18 protein-coding genes and 2 tRNA genes are annotated in these 14,320 nt (G+C 57.9%); 4 read left to right on the top strand and 16 right to left on the bottom strand.

Annotated elements, in window-relative coordinates; translation table 11 throughout:
* Nucleotides 1-46: 46 nt before the first annotated feature.
* Nucleotides 47-685, bottom strand: coding sequence for a DUF1643 domain-containing protein (locus L7A15_RS00625; protein ID WP_237220840.1), 639 nt, complete (start codon nucleotides 683-685; stop codon nucleotides 47-49).
* 235 nt (nucleotides 686-920) lie between these two features.
* On the opposite strand from L7A15_RS00625, the gene L7A15_RS00630 reads away from it, so the two are divergent.
* Entirely contained in the window at nucleotides 921-1,391 is a 471-nt protein-coding gene (locus L7A15_RS00630) for a DUF3817 domain-containing protein (RefSeq protein ID WP_237212240.1), read from the top strand.
* A gap of 126 nt (nucleotides 1,392-1,517) precedes the next feature.
* Here L7A15_RS00630 and L7A15_RS10730 read toward each other — a convergent pair whose 3' ends face one another.
* Together L7A15_RS10730 and L7A15_RS00635 are read right to left on the bottom strand one after the other, a co-directional pair.
* Nucleotides 1,518-1,865 (bottom strand): DUF952 domain-containing protein, encoded by a 348-nt coding sequence (locus tag L7A15_RS10730; RefSeq protein WP_369127736.1) that lies wholly within the window; start codon nucleotides 1,863-1,865, stop codon nucleotides 1,518-1,520.
* Nucleotides 1,850-2,398 carry a GNAT family N-acetyltransferase gene (locus tag L7A15_RS00635; protein ID WP_237212241.1) on the bottom strand — a complete coding sequence of 183 codons (549 nt, stop codon included), beginning with the start codon at nucleotides 2,396-2,398 and terminating at the stop codon, nucleotides 1,850-1,852. The genes L7A15_RS10730 and L7A15_RS00635 overlap by 16 nt, the downstream gene beginning before the upstream one ends.
* 260 nt (nucleotides 2,399-2,658) lie before the next feature.
* Here L7A15_RS00635 and L7A15_RS00640 point away from each other — a divergent pair, with 260 nt between their 5' ends.
* Nucleotides 2,659-3,384: a phosphotransferase gene (locus tag L7A15_RS00640; RefSeq protein WP_237212242.1), complete on the top strand. Its 726-nt coding sequence runs from the start codon at nucleotides 2,659-2,661 to the stop codon at nucleotides 3,382-3,384.
* 81 nt (nucleotides 3,385-3,465) lie between these two features.
* Here the strand turns inward: L7A15_RS00640 and L7A15_RS00645 are convergent, their stop codons facing one another.
* Nucleotides 3,466-3,813: a type II toxin-antitoxin system PemK/MazF family toxin gene (locus L7A15_RS00645; RefSeq protein ID WP_237212243.1), complete on the bottom strand. Its 348-nt coding sequence runs from the start codon at nucleotides 3,811-3,813 to the stop codon at nucleotides 3,466-3,468.
* A complete protein-coding gene (locus L7A15_RS00650) occupies nucleotides 3,810-4,034 on the bottom strand; it encodes a ribbon-helix-helix domain-containing protein (RefSeq protein WP_237187891.1) in 225 nt (74 codons plus the stop codon). The genes L7A15_RS00645 and L7A15_RS00650 overlap by 4 nt, the downstream gene beginning before the upstream one ends.
* Before the next feature lie 122 nt (nucleotides 4,035-4,156).
* Between L7A15_RS00650 and L7A15_RS00655 the strand changes: the two genes are divergently transcribed.
* Together L7A15_RS00655 and L7A15_RS00660 are read left to right on the top strand one after the other, a co-directional pair.
* Nucleotides 4,157-4,960 carry a tRNA threonylcarbamoyladenosine dehydratase gene (locus tag L7A15_RS00655; protein ID WP_237201326.1) on the top strand — a complete coding sequence of 268 codons (804 nt, stop codon included), beginning with the start codon at nucleotides 4,157-4,159 and terminating at the stop codon, nucleotides 4,958-4,960.
* A 1-nt stretch (nucleotide 4,961) separates the two neighbouring features.
* Nucleotides 4,962-5,750, top strand: coding sequence for a TatD family hydrolase (locus L7A15_RS00660; protein WP_237212244.1), 789 nt, complete (start codon nucleotides 4,962-4,964; stop codon nucleotides 5,748-5,750).
* 120 nt (nucleotides 5,751-5,870) lie between these two features.
* On the opposite strand, the gene L7A15_RS00665 is transcribed toward L7A15_RS00660, so the two are convergent.
* The 11 genes from L7A15_RS00665 to obgE form a co-directional block, all read right to left on the bottom strand.
* Nucleotides 5,871-6,098: a helix-turn-helix domain-containing protein gene (locus L7A15_RS00665; protein ID WP_272878551.1), complete on the bottom strand. Its 228-nt coding sequence runs from the start codon at nucleotides 6,096-6,098 to the stop codon at nucleotides 5,871-5,873.
* Nucleotides 6,095-6,571, bottom strand: a complete 477-nt coding sequence (locus L7A15_RS00670) for a DUF2975 domain-containing protein (RefSeq protein WP_237207880.1) — start codon at nucleotides 6,569-6,571, stop codon at nucleotides 6,095-6,097. Before L7A15_RS00670 ends, L7A15_RS00665 begins: the two co-directional genes overlap by 4 nt.
* 138 nt (nucleotides 6,572-6,709) lie before the next feature.
* Nucleotides 6,710-6,785: transfer RNA gene (locus L7A15_RS00675), tRNA-Ala, on the bottom strand.
* Between the two features lies 1 nt (nucleotide 6,786).
* Nucleotides 6,787-6,859: transfer RNA gene (locus tag L7A15_RS00680), tRNA-Ala, on the bottom strand.
* Between the two features lie 202 nt (nucleotides 6,860-7,061).
* Nucleotides 7,062-7,514 carry a ribosome silencing factor gene (gene rsfS, locus L7A15_RS00685; protein WP_237187886.1) on the bottom strand — a complete coding sequence of 151 codons (453 nt, stop codon included), beginning with the start codon at nucleotides 7,512-7,514 and terminating at the stop codon, nucleotides 7,062-7,064.
* Nucleotides 7,515-7,574: 60 nt separating this feature from the next.
* Nucleotides 7,575-8,702 carry a hypothetical protein gene (locus L7A15_RS00690; RefSeq protein ID WP_237207881.1) on the bottom strand — a complete coding sequence of 376 codons (1,128 nt, stop codon included), beginning with the start codon at nucleotides 8,700-8,702 and terminating at the stop codon, nucleotides 7,575-7,577.
* Nucleotides 8,703-8,791: 89 nt separating this feature from the next.
* Nucleotides 8,792-9,481, bottom strand: a complete 690-nt coding sequence (nadD, locus tag L7A15_RS00695; RefSeq protein ID WP_423817289.1) for a nicotinate-nucleotide adenylyltransferase — start codon at nucleotides 9,479-9,481, stop codon at nucleotides 8,792-8,794.
* Nucleotides 9,482-9,574: 93 nt separating this feature from the next.
* Nucleotides 9,575-9,826 carry a hypothetical protein gene (locus L7A15_RS00700; protein WP_237187884.1) on the bottom strand — a complete coding sequence of 84 codons (252 nt, stop codon included), beginning with the start codon at nucleotides 9,824-9,826 and terminating at the stop codon, nucleotides 9,575-9,577.
* A gap of 140 nt (nucleotides 9,827-9,966) precedes the next feature.
* Nucleotides 9,967-11,238, bottom strand: coding sequence for a glutamate-5-semialdehyde dehydrogenase (locus tag L7A15_RS00705; RefSeq protein WP_237187883.1), 1,272 nt, complete (start codon nucleotides 11,236-11,238; stop codon nucleotides 9,967-9,969).
* Nucleotides 11,239-11,338: 100 nt separating this feature from the next.
* On the bottom strand, nucleotides 11,339-12,442 hold the full coding sequence (gene proB / locus L7A15_RS00710; RefSeq protein WP_237208121.1) for a glutamate 5-kinase: 1,104 nt from the start codon (nucleotides 12,440-12,442) through the stop codon (nucleotides 11,339-11,341).
* Nucleotides 12,443-12,641: 199 nt separating this feature from the next.
* Complete coding sequence (gene obgE / locus L7A15_RS00715; protein ID WP_237187882.1) at nucleotides 12,642-14,258, bottom strand: GTPase ObgE; 1,617 nt, start codon at nucleotides 14,256-14,258, stop codon at nucleotides 12,642-12,644.
* Nucleotides 14,259-14,320 lie beyond the last annotated feature (62 nt).

The following is a 14,320-nucleotide window of genomic DNA, read 5'->3' on the forward strand; positions in this document are numbered from 1 at the left end:
TTCGTACCTCTTTCTAGCGATGAAAGTATACTCGCTAGATTTTCTCTCAACGATCAACAATAGACAGTTCAGCTCTGGACCAATGTGAAAGACCACCAAAACCAGGGTGCATTGGATAACCAGCCTTCGATACATAGGCCTGCACTTTTGCCTCTGGTTTCTTAATATCCTCTATCATTTCTTGAATGCTGGCGAGTATTTCTTTTTTCCAGGGGAATCTGCGGTCTTGAGGATTACCCCACATCAAGTGAATTCGGTCAGCTTCAGCCAGACATACACTAAAGATGTGTCGAGTTACCTCTAAAGTTCTTTTAATTTTTTCTTTTCCCTCTTCATCACTCCACAGGGGTAAATCATGCGGCTGGCCGACCAACGGAATTAAGTTAATGAGTGTCATTGACTGAAACTGAACTGGTTTACCTTCTGAGTCGACGGGAAAGAAGCGCGTAATCATTGCGGTAGTTGGGTCGCCACCCTGCGTAAGGGAGCCCAAACATGTTGCAGTGGATGGATTGATTCCAATAAACACTATTTTTTCTGTCTGAGAATCATTGTTAGGCGTTCTGAGGAAGTACCGGCTGCCTACTTCTTGGGGGCGCTCTGGGAATACAGTTTTCCCTCCCCGCCACGCTAGGCCCAAGTCCTGAGCAATATCGTCTACTGATGTACCAGGCAAAGATTCCACCTCTCATGGTTACTCGTACTTCTAGGCACTGTGTTAAGTCTCCTACCAGCTACCGATACAGACAACTGTATGTTGAGTGCCTGCCGGTACGGGCAGGACGCGGACGGCTCCGGGTGGCTTGAACTGCGCTAGGGCCTGGGCGGTGGTTGGGTTCTGCCCCGCCGGGGCTGACCCTGTAAAGTAGGGTGCTGAATAATCAGTGTACTTTCCCCTATTCTCTTGTGCTGAGGACCCTATGCGACCAGATTCTAAGCCCACCCCTCGGGCGCTCTTCCGTACGTTTGCCACCGCTGAGATGATCACCTGGGCCCTGCTCATTACGGCCCTGGTTCTGCGGGGTACCGGCGTGACCAATATTGTGCCGATTGCCGGTGGTATTCACGGGTTTGTTTTTCTGAGCTACTGCGTGGTGACTGTCTTTACCTGGGTAAACCAGCAGTGGAAGGCTCCCGTGGGTATCGCCGGTCTGCTGCTGTCGGTGATTCCCTTTGCGACGGTTCCCTTTGAGCTTTTCCTCGATAAGCGGGGCCTACTGCGCGGGGGCTGGCGTCTGGCACCCGGCGGGGCGGCACCGTCCGGCCCGTTCGAGAAAGCCCAGGCCTGGGTCCTGGCCAAGCCCGCCCTGGCCAGCGCCCTGCTGCTTGCCTTCGTGGTTCTGCTCTTTGTGGTGCTCCTGCTGGTGGGCCCACCCGTGCCCAAGAACTAGCCCGGCATAACTGAGGTACCAAATCAACGACAGTGCGTCATATCGCCCACCGTGCACATGACAGGTGCACGATCAGCGATGTGACGCACTTTCGTCTATCACAATCTTTGGATGTGCTTGTATTACCTACTTGCGATGGAGAACTTTGAACAGGTACAGGGGTAGGTGTCCTCCATAAACATGCGGAAACAACTCGGAACTAGGATTAGAAGGGTCTGCTGGTTCCCATCGAACAGTGAACCCAGCAGGCTCTAATTTACGGGGGTCGATTTCAAGGACGAGAATATCTGGCCTGTCACCATAGATGAAGTCTGAAACTCGCTTTACCTGATCCATATCCGCGCAAGCGTGCAAGAATCCCTGCTCGTTGATACTCACTCCACGTGTCGAATGAACCCACACCTTAAGTTTCTGCGCTTGTTCCCAGTCTTCGGGCAAAGCTATGTGATAAATCGTCACTAAAGTTCCTCCCATGGAACAGGAGTCGTAGTATTTGTCTCCCAATCACTGCGCAGAATTGCATAGGCGACGGACGCTCGCGGCTCGGCGCCTTCTACCGGCCAGCCTTGGCGATAGTAGGCTTCCTTAACCCAACCAGCTTTAAGAAAGGTGTGGCGCATAGCAAGGTTATCGTCCCGAGTCTGCCCTTCAAAACGGTGAATCCTTGGTTTTTGCTCAAAAATCCATGATGTAGCTGCGTTAAGTACGTCTACTCCGAACCCTCGTCCTTGCCACTGGGAGGCTAGTCGTAGATCGAATACCGGGGTGTCATCGCACAGGTCCTCGAAACGAATGTAGCCGATACGACCGTGCTCAGAGTGTTCAATCCAGTAAGAATCGCGTTCCTCGTTCTGAAAAGCTCCAGAATCGAGCGCTTCTTCAACCTGCTGGCGGGACACAATGGGAGCCATGTGGTATGGCCACTCGTGCCCGGTCAGAAAAGCTATCAGCTCTTCTCTATCGATAACAGGGTCAATTCGCACCAATGAAATGGGTTCAGTGTTCATTACATTCTCGCCTTTCAAAGAAACATCTCTAGACGGTACTAGACAATCAGATTCACATATCTCAATGCTACTGTAAGGAGCAAACAGTAGCTCAAACCCTGTCACCTCGCACCATATCAACTATGCACAGACCTCAGCCCCAACAGCACCAGCTGACCCCTGAAATCGTCCAGACCCTCACTGAGCGTGCAGCTCCCGGTGAGCGCCTCCTTGAAATTCGTCAGGTAGGTACAAGCTCCGTAGTTGCGCTCACAGAACACGTGGCTATCCGTATTGCGCGCGATAGCGATACCGCCCGCACCCACATCAAGAAACAGCAACTCGTAGACGCCCTACCCGAGTTTTCATTCGCCCTACCCCGATCGGCGGGGCCTGCTATAGAACAGGACGGTATCGTAGCCGTCCCTACTATTCGCTTACGAGGTAAGCCTCACCCGGCAGGTAGTGGTGACCCAAAAGTGCTTGCGGCCCTTCTTGACGAGATTCAAGCGACCCCGGTAGAGCCTTTTTCCCGCCTGTTGGCAGAGCGCCATGCCTTTTGCGGTGGGCCACAGTGGCTTGATATCATGGCCAGCCAGGTGCTCCCGTTATTCTCACCCGCAGCCCAGAAAATTGCTCAGCAAATACTCGACCAGCTCAGCAGCTACGAAAGTGATATTAGTTCCGTTGACTTTGTGTTGTCTCACGGTGATTTGGCCGGCAGTAACATGCTCTTTGAGGGCTCAAAAGTCGTTGGGGTTCTCGACTGGGATTTAGCCGCCCTCGATGACCCCGCTGTTGATGTGGCCTGTCTGGCTGCATGGCACGGATCTCAGATAATTCAACAGATAGCTGGCGATTCGCCCCTGGCGGCTCGGGCACACCTTTTGCGTGCGTCCGACCCGCTCCAGATTGTGGCCTTTGATCTTTTGCACGGCCGTTCTCACAGGACGCTTTCTCAAACTGTAGCTAAAGCAGAACAGGGGTTACATAGGCTAGGCAGATGACCATCGCTCATTACCCGAGACCTCCGAGCGATACAGTTAGCCAGCATTCTTTGAGAATCACCTCTAACCTGAATTGACCACTTACAGATTCAAATGAACTTTCAAAGCCTCATCTAGTTCCCAAACTTTATTTCTCGACAAGGTACCTATATAGTCACCGATACAATCCACAGATACTGTTCTTATAAGTTCTGTTTGGGCTTTTGAGTCGGTAGATAGGCCGGTTTCGTCCTGGGCCAAGAGCACCTGAAACGAAGCAATAAATCTAGTATTAGAGGTCAATGGAACAACCGTCAGTGTCCCTATACCATGATGAGCTACATAAGTATTCGATTCATCCCTACTCACGATGATGGCAGGCCTTTTCTTGTTGGGCTCACTCCCTCGGGCAGGCTCAAAATCTACCCAGTAGACGTCACCCCGTCTCATACAAGACCGTCTCCTGAAGTCTGACCCCACACCTCTTCTTCACCAGACTCTGCCCATTCCCGATGTGCTCTAGCGTATTCATCAGTGAGGTCTACGGATGTCATCTGATCAATGGCTGCTTTTATGGCAGATGACCGAGAAGCAAATTTCCTTTGTGCGATAAAACGGTCGAGAGCCTCAACCGTTTCGTCCGCTAAGCTGATACTAATTTTGGTGGTCATACCCCAATCCTACCGACTGGGTTATCTGCTGCTCAAGACCTCAACCCATCAGGCACACGCCCTGGCCCCACCCATATGGCATAATGACCAGGTTAGACACACTGACTTTCCGAGGAGACCCCGTGGGTGTTGAGAGCGAACGTTTTGCCCGGTTGAGGCTACTTTTTAAGAACGAGGGCCTGCAGAAACTTCAGGACGCCACCGTCATGGTGCTGGGTCTTGGCGGCGTAGGTTCAGCCTGCGCTGAGGCTCTGGCCCGCGGCGGTGTGGGCAACCTGATCGTGCTGGACCGCGACGTCGTGGAAGAAAGCAACATCAACCGGCAGGCCCTGGCCTTTACCTCCACCCTGGGTAGGGTTAAGGCTGAGGTCATGGAGGGCATGATTAAGGAGATCCAGCCCGACTGCACCGTCACCGCCGAGCGGGTCTTCCTCACCCCCGATAACCTGGCTGAGACCCTGGATAAGTTCCCCCGCCCTGACTACGTCATTGACTGCATCGACACCATCACCCAGAAGCTGGCTGTCTACCAGTGGGCGGCGGAGCGGGGCCTGAACCTGGTGGCCTCCATGGGTGCGGCGAACCGTCTTGACCCGACCATGTTGGAGTTCGCCAACATTCGCAAGACCTATAACTGTTCGATGTCTAAGGTGATTCGGTCTGAGTGCCGCAAGCGCCAGATTTACGGGCTTGAGGTACTCTTTTCTACCGAGCTGCCCTTTAAGGTGGAGAAGGCCCCAGGCGCAAAGGCTAAGGGGGAAACTCTGGGGTCGATGAGCTACATGCCCCCGATTATGGGGCAGATGTTGGCCGGTAAGGTGATTCGCCAGCTGGCCGGTATGGAAGAGATCCCGGCCCCTCCCTACCTGGGTTCCCAGGCGGGTAAGCAGGACGACGTGGCTCAGCACCTGCCTCAGCCCCGCTAGCATGCTGCTTGATACCCATTTTCACTATGACTTCCTAGCCCCGGCGCTTCGGCCAGCTTTTGACGAGACGCTGCGGGACCAGGGCGTCCAGGTGGTTGCCCAGACCCTCAAACCCTCAGCCTACCGGGAGCTTCGGCAGGTGACTGATCCAGCTGGCCCCCTATTATCTCTTGGTTTTCATCCCTGGTGGGTTACCTCGCCTGCCCAGGTTGAGGCTGAGCTTGAGATTTTTGAGGCTGAGGTGAGTAGCACCCGGTTGATTGGTGAGATTGGTTTAGATTTTCTACCCCGACGCCTGGAGACCTCCCCTGCCGACCTGCAGGTTGAGGCCCTGCGCCGCATTTTGAGTGTGGTTCTCCAGGCAGCGGATGGGCAACCGGCTGAGAAGCTCTATGTGCTGTCTGTGCACGCCGTCCGCGCAACGACTGCGCTCCTTGATCTTTTTGATGAGCTTGATGTGCCAGGCTCCCCTCTTGTTCCAGTGATTCACCGGTTTGGGGGAACGAGCGACGAGCTGACCCGGCTGGTGAGGGCAGGTGGCTGTATTTCGGTTCATCCGCAGATGGTTGAGAGTAAGCGCGGACGGGCCTACGTCCGCCAGGTGCCCGCAGACCGCCTGCTGTTGGAGACGGACCTACCCCAGCAGCCTACCGACGCGCTTGACGTCCAGCTTTTTGCGCAGGAAGTGGGCGGACGCCTGCGCCGCCTTGTCGAGCGCATTTCAGCTGAGCGCGGCGAGGACTGTGCCCCGGTTCTGCGAGAGAACCAGAGGCGGCTCTACTCCCTATAGCCCTATCCGTGGTGTACCCAGCCCTAAGGTTTCACAGGGCTTGAAGATCTAAAGAACTCCTGGGCCCTTCGAGGTAAGACTCTTTAGGTCACTCCCCTGCCTAGTTGCTTCTCCAGTGCTCTACCGCTCGAAGCTAGCTGGCCCTTCGTCGTCCACGAATTCGAGAACGTCGCTCACACTACAGTCGAGTACCTTGCAAATGCTTTCGAGAGTGGTGAAGCGGATCGCTTTCGCACGCCCGTTTTTCAGTACAGCGATATTTGCTGGGGTAATGCCAACAGCCTCCGCGAATTCGTTGACGCTCATACCCCGTTCGGCAAGCAACACATTGAGCTTGACCTTGATCAAATGACGGCCTCCAATTCTTCATGTTCGGTGCGGGCCTTATCATAGGTGCGGACCGCTAAACAGGTGACGCAAATAAACCCGATTGCGGCCAGGATTGACATCACTAGGCCAAGCAGAATGAGCACGCCGCCGGCATTCATCGTGACACATAAGTGTATCGCCACCCCAGCAGGGATAACAAAGCCCAGGACGCAGAGCGCCCCCACCGCCTGAATAAGAGCCCGGGTGGAGCCATTCCAGAAGCCGAGTGTGGCGCTCTTTCCCAGTAGCTTGCACAGCAGGACGGCAGCTAGCTGAAAGCAGAGCAGGGAGGCTATTCCTAGGGTTGAATAGGGGGTTACAAGGTGGAGCACCTCGGGGTGGACCTCGGCTGATTCATTGGCTGCGATGGGCACAAGGAGCTGGCCGAGGAAGAGGACGACGATGAATAGGGTGAGTATGGCGATGAGGATTCGCCGTGCAAATGTATCCATATATCGATTATCAATAGCCACCTATCGAAAGTCAATAGTTTCTATGACTTAACACACCCTCAACCCGAGCGCCCACCCCAGTTCTGCCCTTAAGCAAAAAAGACCGCCCCTGTGAAACTTTCACAGGAACGGTCTTGATGGTGGAGGTAAGGGGATTCGAACCCCTGACCTTCTGCATGCCATGCAGACGCGCTACCAACTGCGCCATACCCCCGTGGAGCTAAGGGGATTCGAACCCCTGACCTTCTGCATGCCATGCAGACGCGCTACCAACTGCGCCATAGCCCCTTATTCATTTATTCCCCGCTCTCGCGGCGACTGTTCTATCTTATGGCACCCACATGAGCTGATGCAAATCGAGAACCCACCAAACACCATGAACTGCGTCACACAACTGTCTGGGTGGTTGTACCGGCCTCAAAAGCAAGGACACCCCACCCCCACTCCCCCTAACTCGGGGAAGGCGGGCGGGGCGTCCTGACAGAAGAACCTAGTCTTCGCGCTGGTTCATCAGGTCTGCTTCGGGAGTGATGATCTCGAAGTCAGCGTCAGCACCCTCGGTGTCAACGGCACCGGCTTCACTCTCCAGCCCCAGGTCAATGCGGGGGGCATCGCCCCAGAGTCGGTCCAGGGCGTAGAAGGCGCGGTCTTCTTCGTGCTGTACGTGAACCACAATGTCACCGAAGTCCAGTAGCACCCAGCGGCCCTCAGCCCGGCCTTCGCGGCGCAGGGGCTTGAGGCCCAGTTCTTCACGGAGCTTATCTTCAACCTCGTCAACAATTGCGTTGACCAGGCGTTCGTTGTGGGCTGAGACAACCAGGAAGCCGTCGATCAAACCCATAATGTCAGAAGCGTCGACGGCCAGCAGGTTGGTTCCCTGCATGTCGTCAGCCGCGCGTGCGGCTACCTTCAACGCTTCAATAGACTCTGCAGCTGCAGTCATTTCGCCCTTTCCGAGCAAATCATTCCCTCCAACCTTTGGAGGGCCTCATTCATCATGTTCTTAGCTGAAGAAAGAGAACCAGACGATACCCAGCACAACAAGCAACAGTAGGAGGGCTAGCACAAGCAGCGTAGCCTTACTGCGGGTTTTCTCAGCCTCAACAGCCTCTTTGCGGGCGTCTGCACGGGTGAGAGGGGTATGGGGGTTCTCCGACTCACCCTGGGTTTGGGGAGCCTTGCCACCGGCTGGGGCAGCCGGGTTGGTTGCCTCGGTGTTTTCCTCAGAACTATCAGAGTCTACCGTACTGGTGGCTGCCGGGGCTAGGGTCTGGTGAGCTTCATCAGTCACATCACCGGCGTCGAGGTCATCGAGGTTGAGGCCTTGGGCGTCCTTGGCCTGGACAGGTTCGGGCAGGGGCAGGACGGGCGCCGGGGTGCTCGGTGCAAACAGTTCGGTGACGGCTACGGGTTCGGGTTCTTCCAAGGTGGGCTTGGTGTCTTCAAGTTCGGGGTGGGCGGCCTTGTAGGCTGCGTCCTTCTCCTGGGCCCGGGCAATAATGTCAGCGATAACTTCGGGGTTCTTCGCTTCCTGCTCTGCCGTGAGGGCTGCAGCTACCGTGCCCGGTTCGGGGGTTGATGATGTGCTGGTTGGAGCCTGCTGGGCGGCTTCTGGTGCCTCGGGGCCGTCAGATGTGGGGGGTAGCAGTACGAAGTCGTCTTCTGGGGCTGCTTCAACCAGGGTAATTGCCAGGTTGGCCTCGGGAGCCAGGTCAGCTGAAGGCTCAGGCTGGGTTCCCTGGATCTGGCTGTCGATGTCAGCCAGGGGGTCCTTCACGACAGTACGGGTCGATTCGTCGACTTCGGTGGTGATCGATTCGGGATTTTCTGAGCTGATAGACCCCATGGCAGATAGGGCAGCTAAACTTTCGTCCGTTTCGCTTTCAGGGGGAACAGGTAAACCGTCTACATGGCCCATGTAGAGGGGGACTTCAGGGAGCTCTTCATCGCCCCTGCGGACGGCCCGGATGTAGTCGGCTACTTCAGCGTAGTAACGGGTCAGTCGGCGGGGTCCCATGGGACGGGTCGGCGGGGGAACCTCAATACCGTCTTCGGTAAGGTGCGGTTCGGTGAGGTAGGTTTGGTCTTGGTCGGCCGGGGTGCCGGTTACAGATTCGGGGGTGCTGGTCACAGGTTGTCCTCGGGGAATATCTAGGTATATGCATAATGCTATCAAGGGCGGCAGGCCTCTGTGGCTGAGTTTGTCCCCAGAAATTGTCCCTATTTAAGTACCGGTAGGCCTGCGCTGTAGCTGCCGTCGTAGCCGTCGTGATCGCGGTACAGATTGTATTTTTTGATGTATTGGACGACGCCGTCCGGCACCAGATACCAGACCGGAAGTTCATTGCGGGCGCGGTCGCGCACCGCCGTTGAGGAGATGGCCATGGCGGGAATTTCTAGGACGTGGACGCGGCCTGCAGCTTCTTCGGGTACTTCCAGTTCATGGCCGGGCCGGGTCACTGCTACGAAGGTCGCGAGGTCCCACATCTGGTCGGCGTCTTTCCAGGTGGTAATTTGGCTCATGGCGTCGGCGCCGGTGATGAAGAAGAGTTCTGCGTTGGGCCTTTGGGCTTTGAGGTCCCGGAGGGTGTCAATGGTGTAGGTTGGCCCGTCGCGGTCGACGTCTACGCGGCTGACGGTAAAGGTGGGGTTGGGTGCAGTTGCAATGACTGTCATGAGGAGCCGGTGTTCGGGGTCGGTCACCTTTTGGTTGGCTTTCTGCCAGGGGTTGCCGGTGGGGACGAAGACGACTTCATCCAGGCCCATGATGGCAGCTGCTTCGCTGGCGGCGACGAGGTGCCCGTGGTGGATGGGGTCGAAGGTGCCGCCCATGACTCCTAGCCTGGTGGTTGCGGTGTCGGGTTCGGGGATTCCAAGTTCTCGACGGATTTCTTGGGCTGGGCGAATCACGGGACTCCTGGACGGTGTGGGTGGCTGGGGTACAGTTTCGGCGCGGCCCACCGCCTGAGGGGTGGAACCGCGCCGATGACGTGAGCTGGGTCTTTAGTGCTTGTGCTTGCTCTGGTAGTCGCGCAGGGCTTCAGCTTCTTCAGCTGAGAGGTGGTCACCTGCGTGGTCAGGACGGACGACGCCGCGGCCTGAGAAGGAGATGGTGATGAGGAAGAGGGCGCCAAAGAAGACGAAGCCAAAGATTGCGAACCACCAGGTCGGGATACCAAAGAGCTCGAGTGCGTGACCTTCTTCGGACGCTACCAAAGCTGCTGCCTGGGTTGCTGCAACAAGAGAGGAAATCATGTGTGTACCTTTCAAGGCGCAGGTGGTGTGTGGTTACCTGCGCGAATCAACAGTATGGGTTTATTACCATGCTACCGGGTTGTGCCACCAGTTGGGCAACATTACCCGGTAGCTGGTGGCGGGTTTTTTACCTTTTGGGGCTAGGAGCGGGTGTGCCAGTCGCCGCGCACAATCCACTTGGTGGTGGTGAGCTGTTCTAGGCCCATGGGGCCGCGGGCATGGAGCTTTTGGGTGGAGATACCCACCTCGGCACCCAGGCCAAACTGGCCGCCGTCGGTGAATCGGGTGGAGGCGTTGATGTAGACGGCCGCCGAGTCGACGTCGCGGACGAACTTTTCGGCGTTGGTGATGTCGTTGGTCAGAATCGCCTCTGAGTGGCCGGTGGAGTATTGGCGGATGTGGGCGATGGCTTCTCGCACATCTGCGACGGTCTTGACGGCCAGGTCCAGTGATCCGTATTCAGTGGCCCAGTCTTCGTTGGTGGCAGGTACTGCCTGCACTCCGGCAGGGAGGAGGGCCCGGCTGGCCTCGTCAACATGCAGGGTCACACCGGCCTTGGCGAGAGCGGCGAGGACGGACGGGGCGGCAGGGGCTCCCTGGGCGATGAGGAGGGTCTCAACTGTGTTGCACGTGCCGGGACGCTGGGTCTTGGCATTGACCAAGATATCAGCGGATTTGGCGGGGTCGGCAGTCACGTCAAGGAAGATATGGCAGTTTCCTTCCCCGGTTTCGATGACAGGCACCCTGGAGTTCATGACAACCGATTGAATGAGGCTGTGGCCACCGCGTGGAATCAGAACATCAATGTGGCCCCGGGCCTGCATGAGGGCGTTGGCGCCGTCGCGGCCGAACTCGTCCACCGACTGCACCGAATCAATGGGCAGGCCGGTGGCGTGCAGGGCGTCACGAATAATACGCACAATCACCTGGTTACTCTTGGCAGCAGCCGAGCCACCCCGCAACATCACAGCGTTACCTGCCTTAATAGCCAGGCCAGCAATATCTACAGTCACATTGGGGCGGGCCTCGTAGATCGCCCCGATGACGCCCATAGGGACTCGCACCTGCTGCATCCTCAAGCCATTGGGCAGGGTCGCGCCACGCACAACACCACCCACAGGGTCAGGAAGGGCGACGAGCTCCCGCAAGGCTGACGCCAACTCCCCCACCCGCGCCTGATTCAGGGCCAGTCGGTCAAGCATAGCCTCACTCATCCCCTTGTCCCGTTCACGGGCAAGATCAAGAGCGTTCTGCTCTACAATCACAGCAGCATGGGCCTCCAGGGAGTCAGCCACAGCAAGCAGGGCCCGATTCTTCCACTGGGTATCAGCCTTAGCCAGTCGACGGGAGGCGATACGGGCGTCCACGGCCATATCGACAACCTGCCGCATCACGTCCTCAGGTACTGTCATCAAGTCACCCACAGGGTTCTCTCTTTCGTCGGTTGAATCCTAACCCCCATGCTACCGGCTTCACTTCCCGCTGTCTGTCTTGGGGGTGTAACAGTGTCTCTTAGAGGGTTACCAGGGCGATATTGTCGGCGTGGGCCACAGTACCGTCATAGGTATCCCCCATCTGGTCCTGAATCTGCTCGGTATGCAGACCCACCATCTGGGCGGTTTCCCCTGACGTGTAGGAGCTCAGGGCGTGGGCCAAGACAGTTCCAGTCTCATCCGCAATGGCCACAGGGCTACCACCGTCGAAAGTCCCCTTGACGGCCAGGACGCCTGCCGCAAGCAGGGAGCGACGGCGGCGCAGGGCAGCGGCAGCACCCGCATCGACCACGATAGTGCCCTCAATATCGGCAAGGTGCTCCAGCCAGAGGGTCTGGACGGGGCGGCGCTCGCCGGTGGCGTAGAACCAGGTGCCGACGTCCTCACCGGCAAAAGCAGCACGGGCATTGGCGGCGCTGGTAACCAAGGCCGGAATACCGGAGGCAGCGGCCACTTGGGCGGCCTTGACCTTGGTGACCATGCCGCCGGAGCCTACCCCGGCTGAGCCGATGGACCCGATACTCAAACCCTCTAGGTCGGCAACGTCCTTCACGGAGCTAACCCGCTCCCCGCCCTCGTCGGGGTGGCGGGTATAGAGGGCGTCAACGTCCGACAGGAGCACCAGGGCGTCAGCCTTGACGGTGTGGGCCACCAGGGCCGCGATTCGGTCGTTGTCCCCGAAACGGATTTCGCGGGTGGCAACGGCGTCGTTTTCGTTGATGATGGGCATAACGCCCAGGTCAAGCAGGCGCTCAAGCTGGCGGTGGGCATTCTGGTAGCGGTCGCGGGCCATGAGGTCTTCAGCGGTGAGCAGGACCTGGGAGACGGTCACCCCGTAACGGGTAAAGATGTCGGTGTAGCGGCTCATGAGCAGAGACTGGCCGACGGACGCTGCCGCCTGCTGGGTTGCCAAATCTTTAGGACGGCGTGACAAACCCAGCGGGGCCAGGCCGGCCGCAATGGCTCCCGAGGACACAAAGACGAGTTCTACATCGGGGTGCTGCCGCTTCTTCTTAGCCAGGACATCAGAAATGGTGGCGATAGCCAGTTCGTCCAGGGAGTTTTCAATGGAGGTCAGGGAGGATGAGCCCACCTTTACCACGATCCGCTTGGCCCTGGGCATGTCCGAGCGTTCCACGATGGGGCTGCGGCGGTGCTTGCCGCGTGATTCGGCACTGGCCTGGAAGGCGTCCTTCAAATCCAATTCTTTAGCTCCCTTAAAGTATCAACTTTAGCTTCTATGAATATACAGCAGAGCCGCCCCGATCACGACACTCGGGGCGACTCCTTACACCAGGTGAGACGGCAGGTTCTCCCCTACCCTAGTTTTCCTCAGCTTCGTTCTCAGCCCGGCGGGCCGCCCGCTTCTCAGCCTTGGCAGCCTTAGCCTTGGCGGCGCGGGCCTCGTCGACGGACTCGGTCCAGACGCCAGCAATACGCTCGGCTTCCAGCTCGGCGCGGGCTTCAGCCTTGGCGTCCATACGCTCATGGAACTCAGCCTTACGCTGGGCACGGGTGGGGCGAATAATTTCTTCCAGACGGGCGTCGGTACCACGCGGGGACGAGAGTAGCTCGGCACCGCCGACCATGGTGGGCTCCCAGTCAAAGACCACGGCGTCCACTTCTTCACCAATCACCACTGCGTCACCAGCCACAGCACCGGCCTTGAAGAGCTCGTCCTCAACGCCCAGGCGGTTGAGGCGGTCAGCCAGGTAGCCCACGGCTTCGTCGTTGTTGAAGTCGGTCTGCTTAATCCAGCGTTCAGGCTTTTCGCCGATGACACGGAAGAGGGGTTCCAGGTTGCGCTCCTCCTTGCGGATGATGAACTCCTGGCGCTTCTTGGAGCGGAAGCCCTTGGGCTTGACGATGACGGCGTCCTCGGCGGGGGCGTCCTTGGCCTTTTTACGGGCCTTCCGGTCTGCTTCTACCAGCTCTGCCATAGCAAAGATTAGCTGCTTGAGGCCCTCGTGGGAGGCGGTCGAAATTTCAAAGACGCGGAATCCCCGCTCTTCAAACATGGGGCGGACGAACTCGGCCAACTCGCGGGCCTCGGGTACATCAATCTTGTTGAGGACGATGATCTGCGGGCGCTCGTTGAGGGGCACGGTGACGCCGGCGGTGGGGTCTACCTCGTAGTTTTCCAGCTCGCCGCGAATCACGTCGAAGTCGCTGATGGGGTCGCGGTTGGGTTCCAGGGTGGCGCAGTCAATGACGTGCACCAGGGCGCTGGATCGCTCAACGTGGCGCAGGAAGCGGTGGCCCAGGCCCTTGCCGTCTGAGGCGCCCTCAATGAGGCCGGGTACGTCAGCAACCGTGTAGCGGGTATCGCCTGCCTGCACCACACCCAGGTTGGGAATCAGGGTGGTGAAGGGATAGTCAGCGATCTTGGGGCGGGCTGCTGAAATTGCTGCAATGAGGGAGGACTTACCGGCTGAGGGGTAGCCGACCAGGGCGATATCTGCAATGGACTTGAGTTCCAGCACGATGTCGCGGGTTGAGCCGGGAATGCCGAGCAGGGCGAAGCCGGGGGCCTTGCGCTTGGTGGAGGCTAGGGCTGCGTTACCCTTACCGCCGATTCCGCCCTCTGCCGCAACGAATTCGTCGCCAATACGCACCAGGTCAGCCAGCACGTTACCGTCGCGGTCCTTGACTACGGTGCCCTGGGGAACAGGAAGAATGAGGTCCTGGCCGTTGAAGCCGTGGGACATATCCCCTCGGCCGATGTCGCCGTTGGGGGCGTGCTGGTGGGGGCTGTGGTGGTATTCCAGCAGGGTGGTGGTCTGGGCGTCCACCCGCAGGATGACGTTGCCACCATTGCCGCCGTTACCGCCGTTGGGGCCGCCGAGGGGCTTAAACTTTTCACGGCGAACCGAGACACAGCCGTGCCCGCCGTGCCCACCGGTAACGTGAAGCACCACGCGATCTACAAATTCTGCCACAGCAAAAGCTCCTTAAGCTTGAAAAAATATCAGGTTCTAGTTTATCGGGGCCTCTCCCCAGA

This window comes from Rothia nasimurium (assembly GCF_928391935.1).
GTDB classification, from domain to species: Bacteria; Actinomycetota; Actinomycetes; order Actinomycetales; family Micrococcaceae; genus Rothia; species Rothia nasimurium_D.

Coding starts and splice junctions, on each gene's coding strand:
- L7A15_RS00630 (WP_237212240.1), top strand. CDS start 921: ATGCGACCAGATTCTAAGCCCACCCCTCGGGCGCTCTTCCGTACGTTT.
- L7A15_RS10730 (WP_369127736.1), bottom strand. CDS start 1,865: ATGGGAGGAACTTTAGTGACGATTTATCACATAGCTTTGCCCGAAGAC.
- L7A15_RS00635 (WP_237212241.1), bottom strand. CDS start 2,398: ATGAACACTGAACCCATTTCATTGGTGCGAATTGACCCTGTTATCGAT.
- L7A15_RS00645 (WP_237212243.1), bottom strand. CDS start 3,813: ATGAGACGGGGTGACGTCTACTGGGTAGATTTTGAGCCTGCCCGAGGG.
- L7A15_RS00650 (WP_237187891.1), bottom strand. CDS start 4,034: ATGACCACCAAAATTAGTATCAGCTTAGCGGACGAAACGGTTGAGGCT.
- L7A15_RS00660 (WP_237212244.1), top strand. CDS start 4,962: ATGCTGCTTGATACCCATTTTCACTATGACTTCCTAGCCCCGGCGCTT.
- L7A15_RS00670 (WP_237207880.1), bottom strand. CDS start 6,571: ATGGATACATTTGCACGGCGAATCCTCATCGCCATACTCACCCTATTC.
- rsfS (WP_237187886.1), bottom strand. CDS start 7,514: ATGACTGCAGCTGCAGAGTCTATTGAAGCGTTGAAGGTAGCCGCACGC.
- L7A15_RS00700 (WP_237187884.1), bottom strand. CDS start 9,826: ATGATTTCCTCTCTTGTTGCAGCAACCCAGGCAGCAGCTTTGGTAGCG.
- L7A15_RS00705 (WP_237187883.1), bottom strand. CDS start 11,238: ATGACAGTACCTGAGGACGTGATGCGGCAGGTTGTCGATATGGCCGTG.
- proB (WP_237208121.1), bottom strand. CDS start 12,442: ATGCCCAGGGCCAAGCGGATCGTGGTAAAGGTGGGCTCATCCTCCCTG.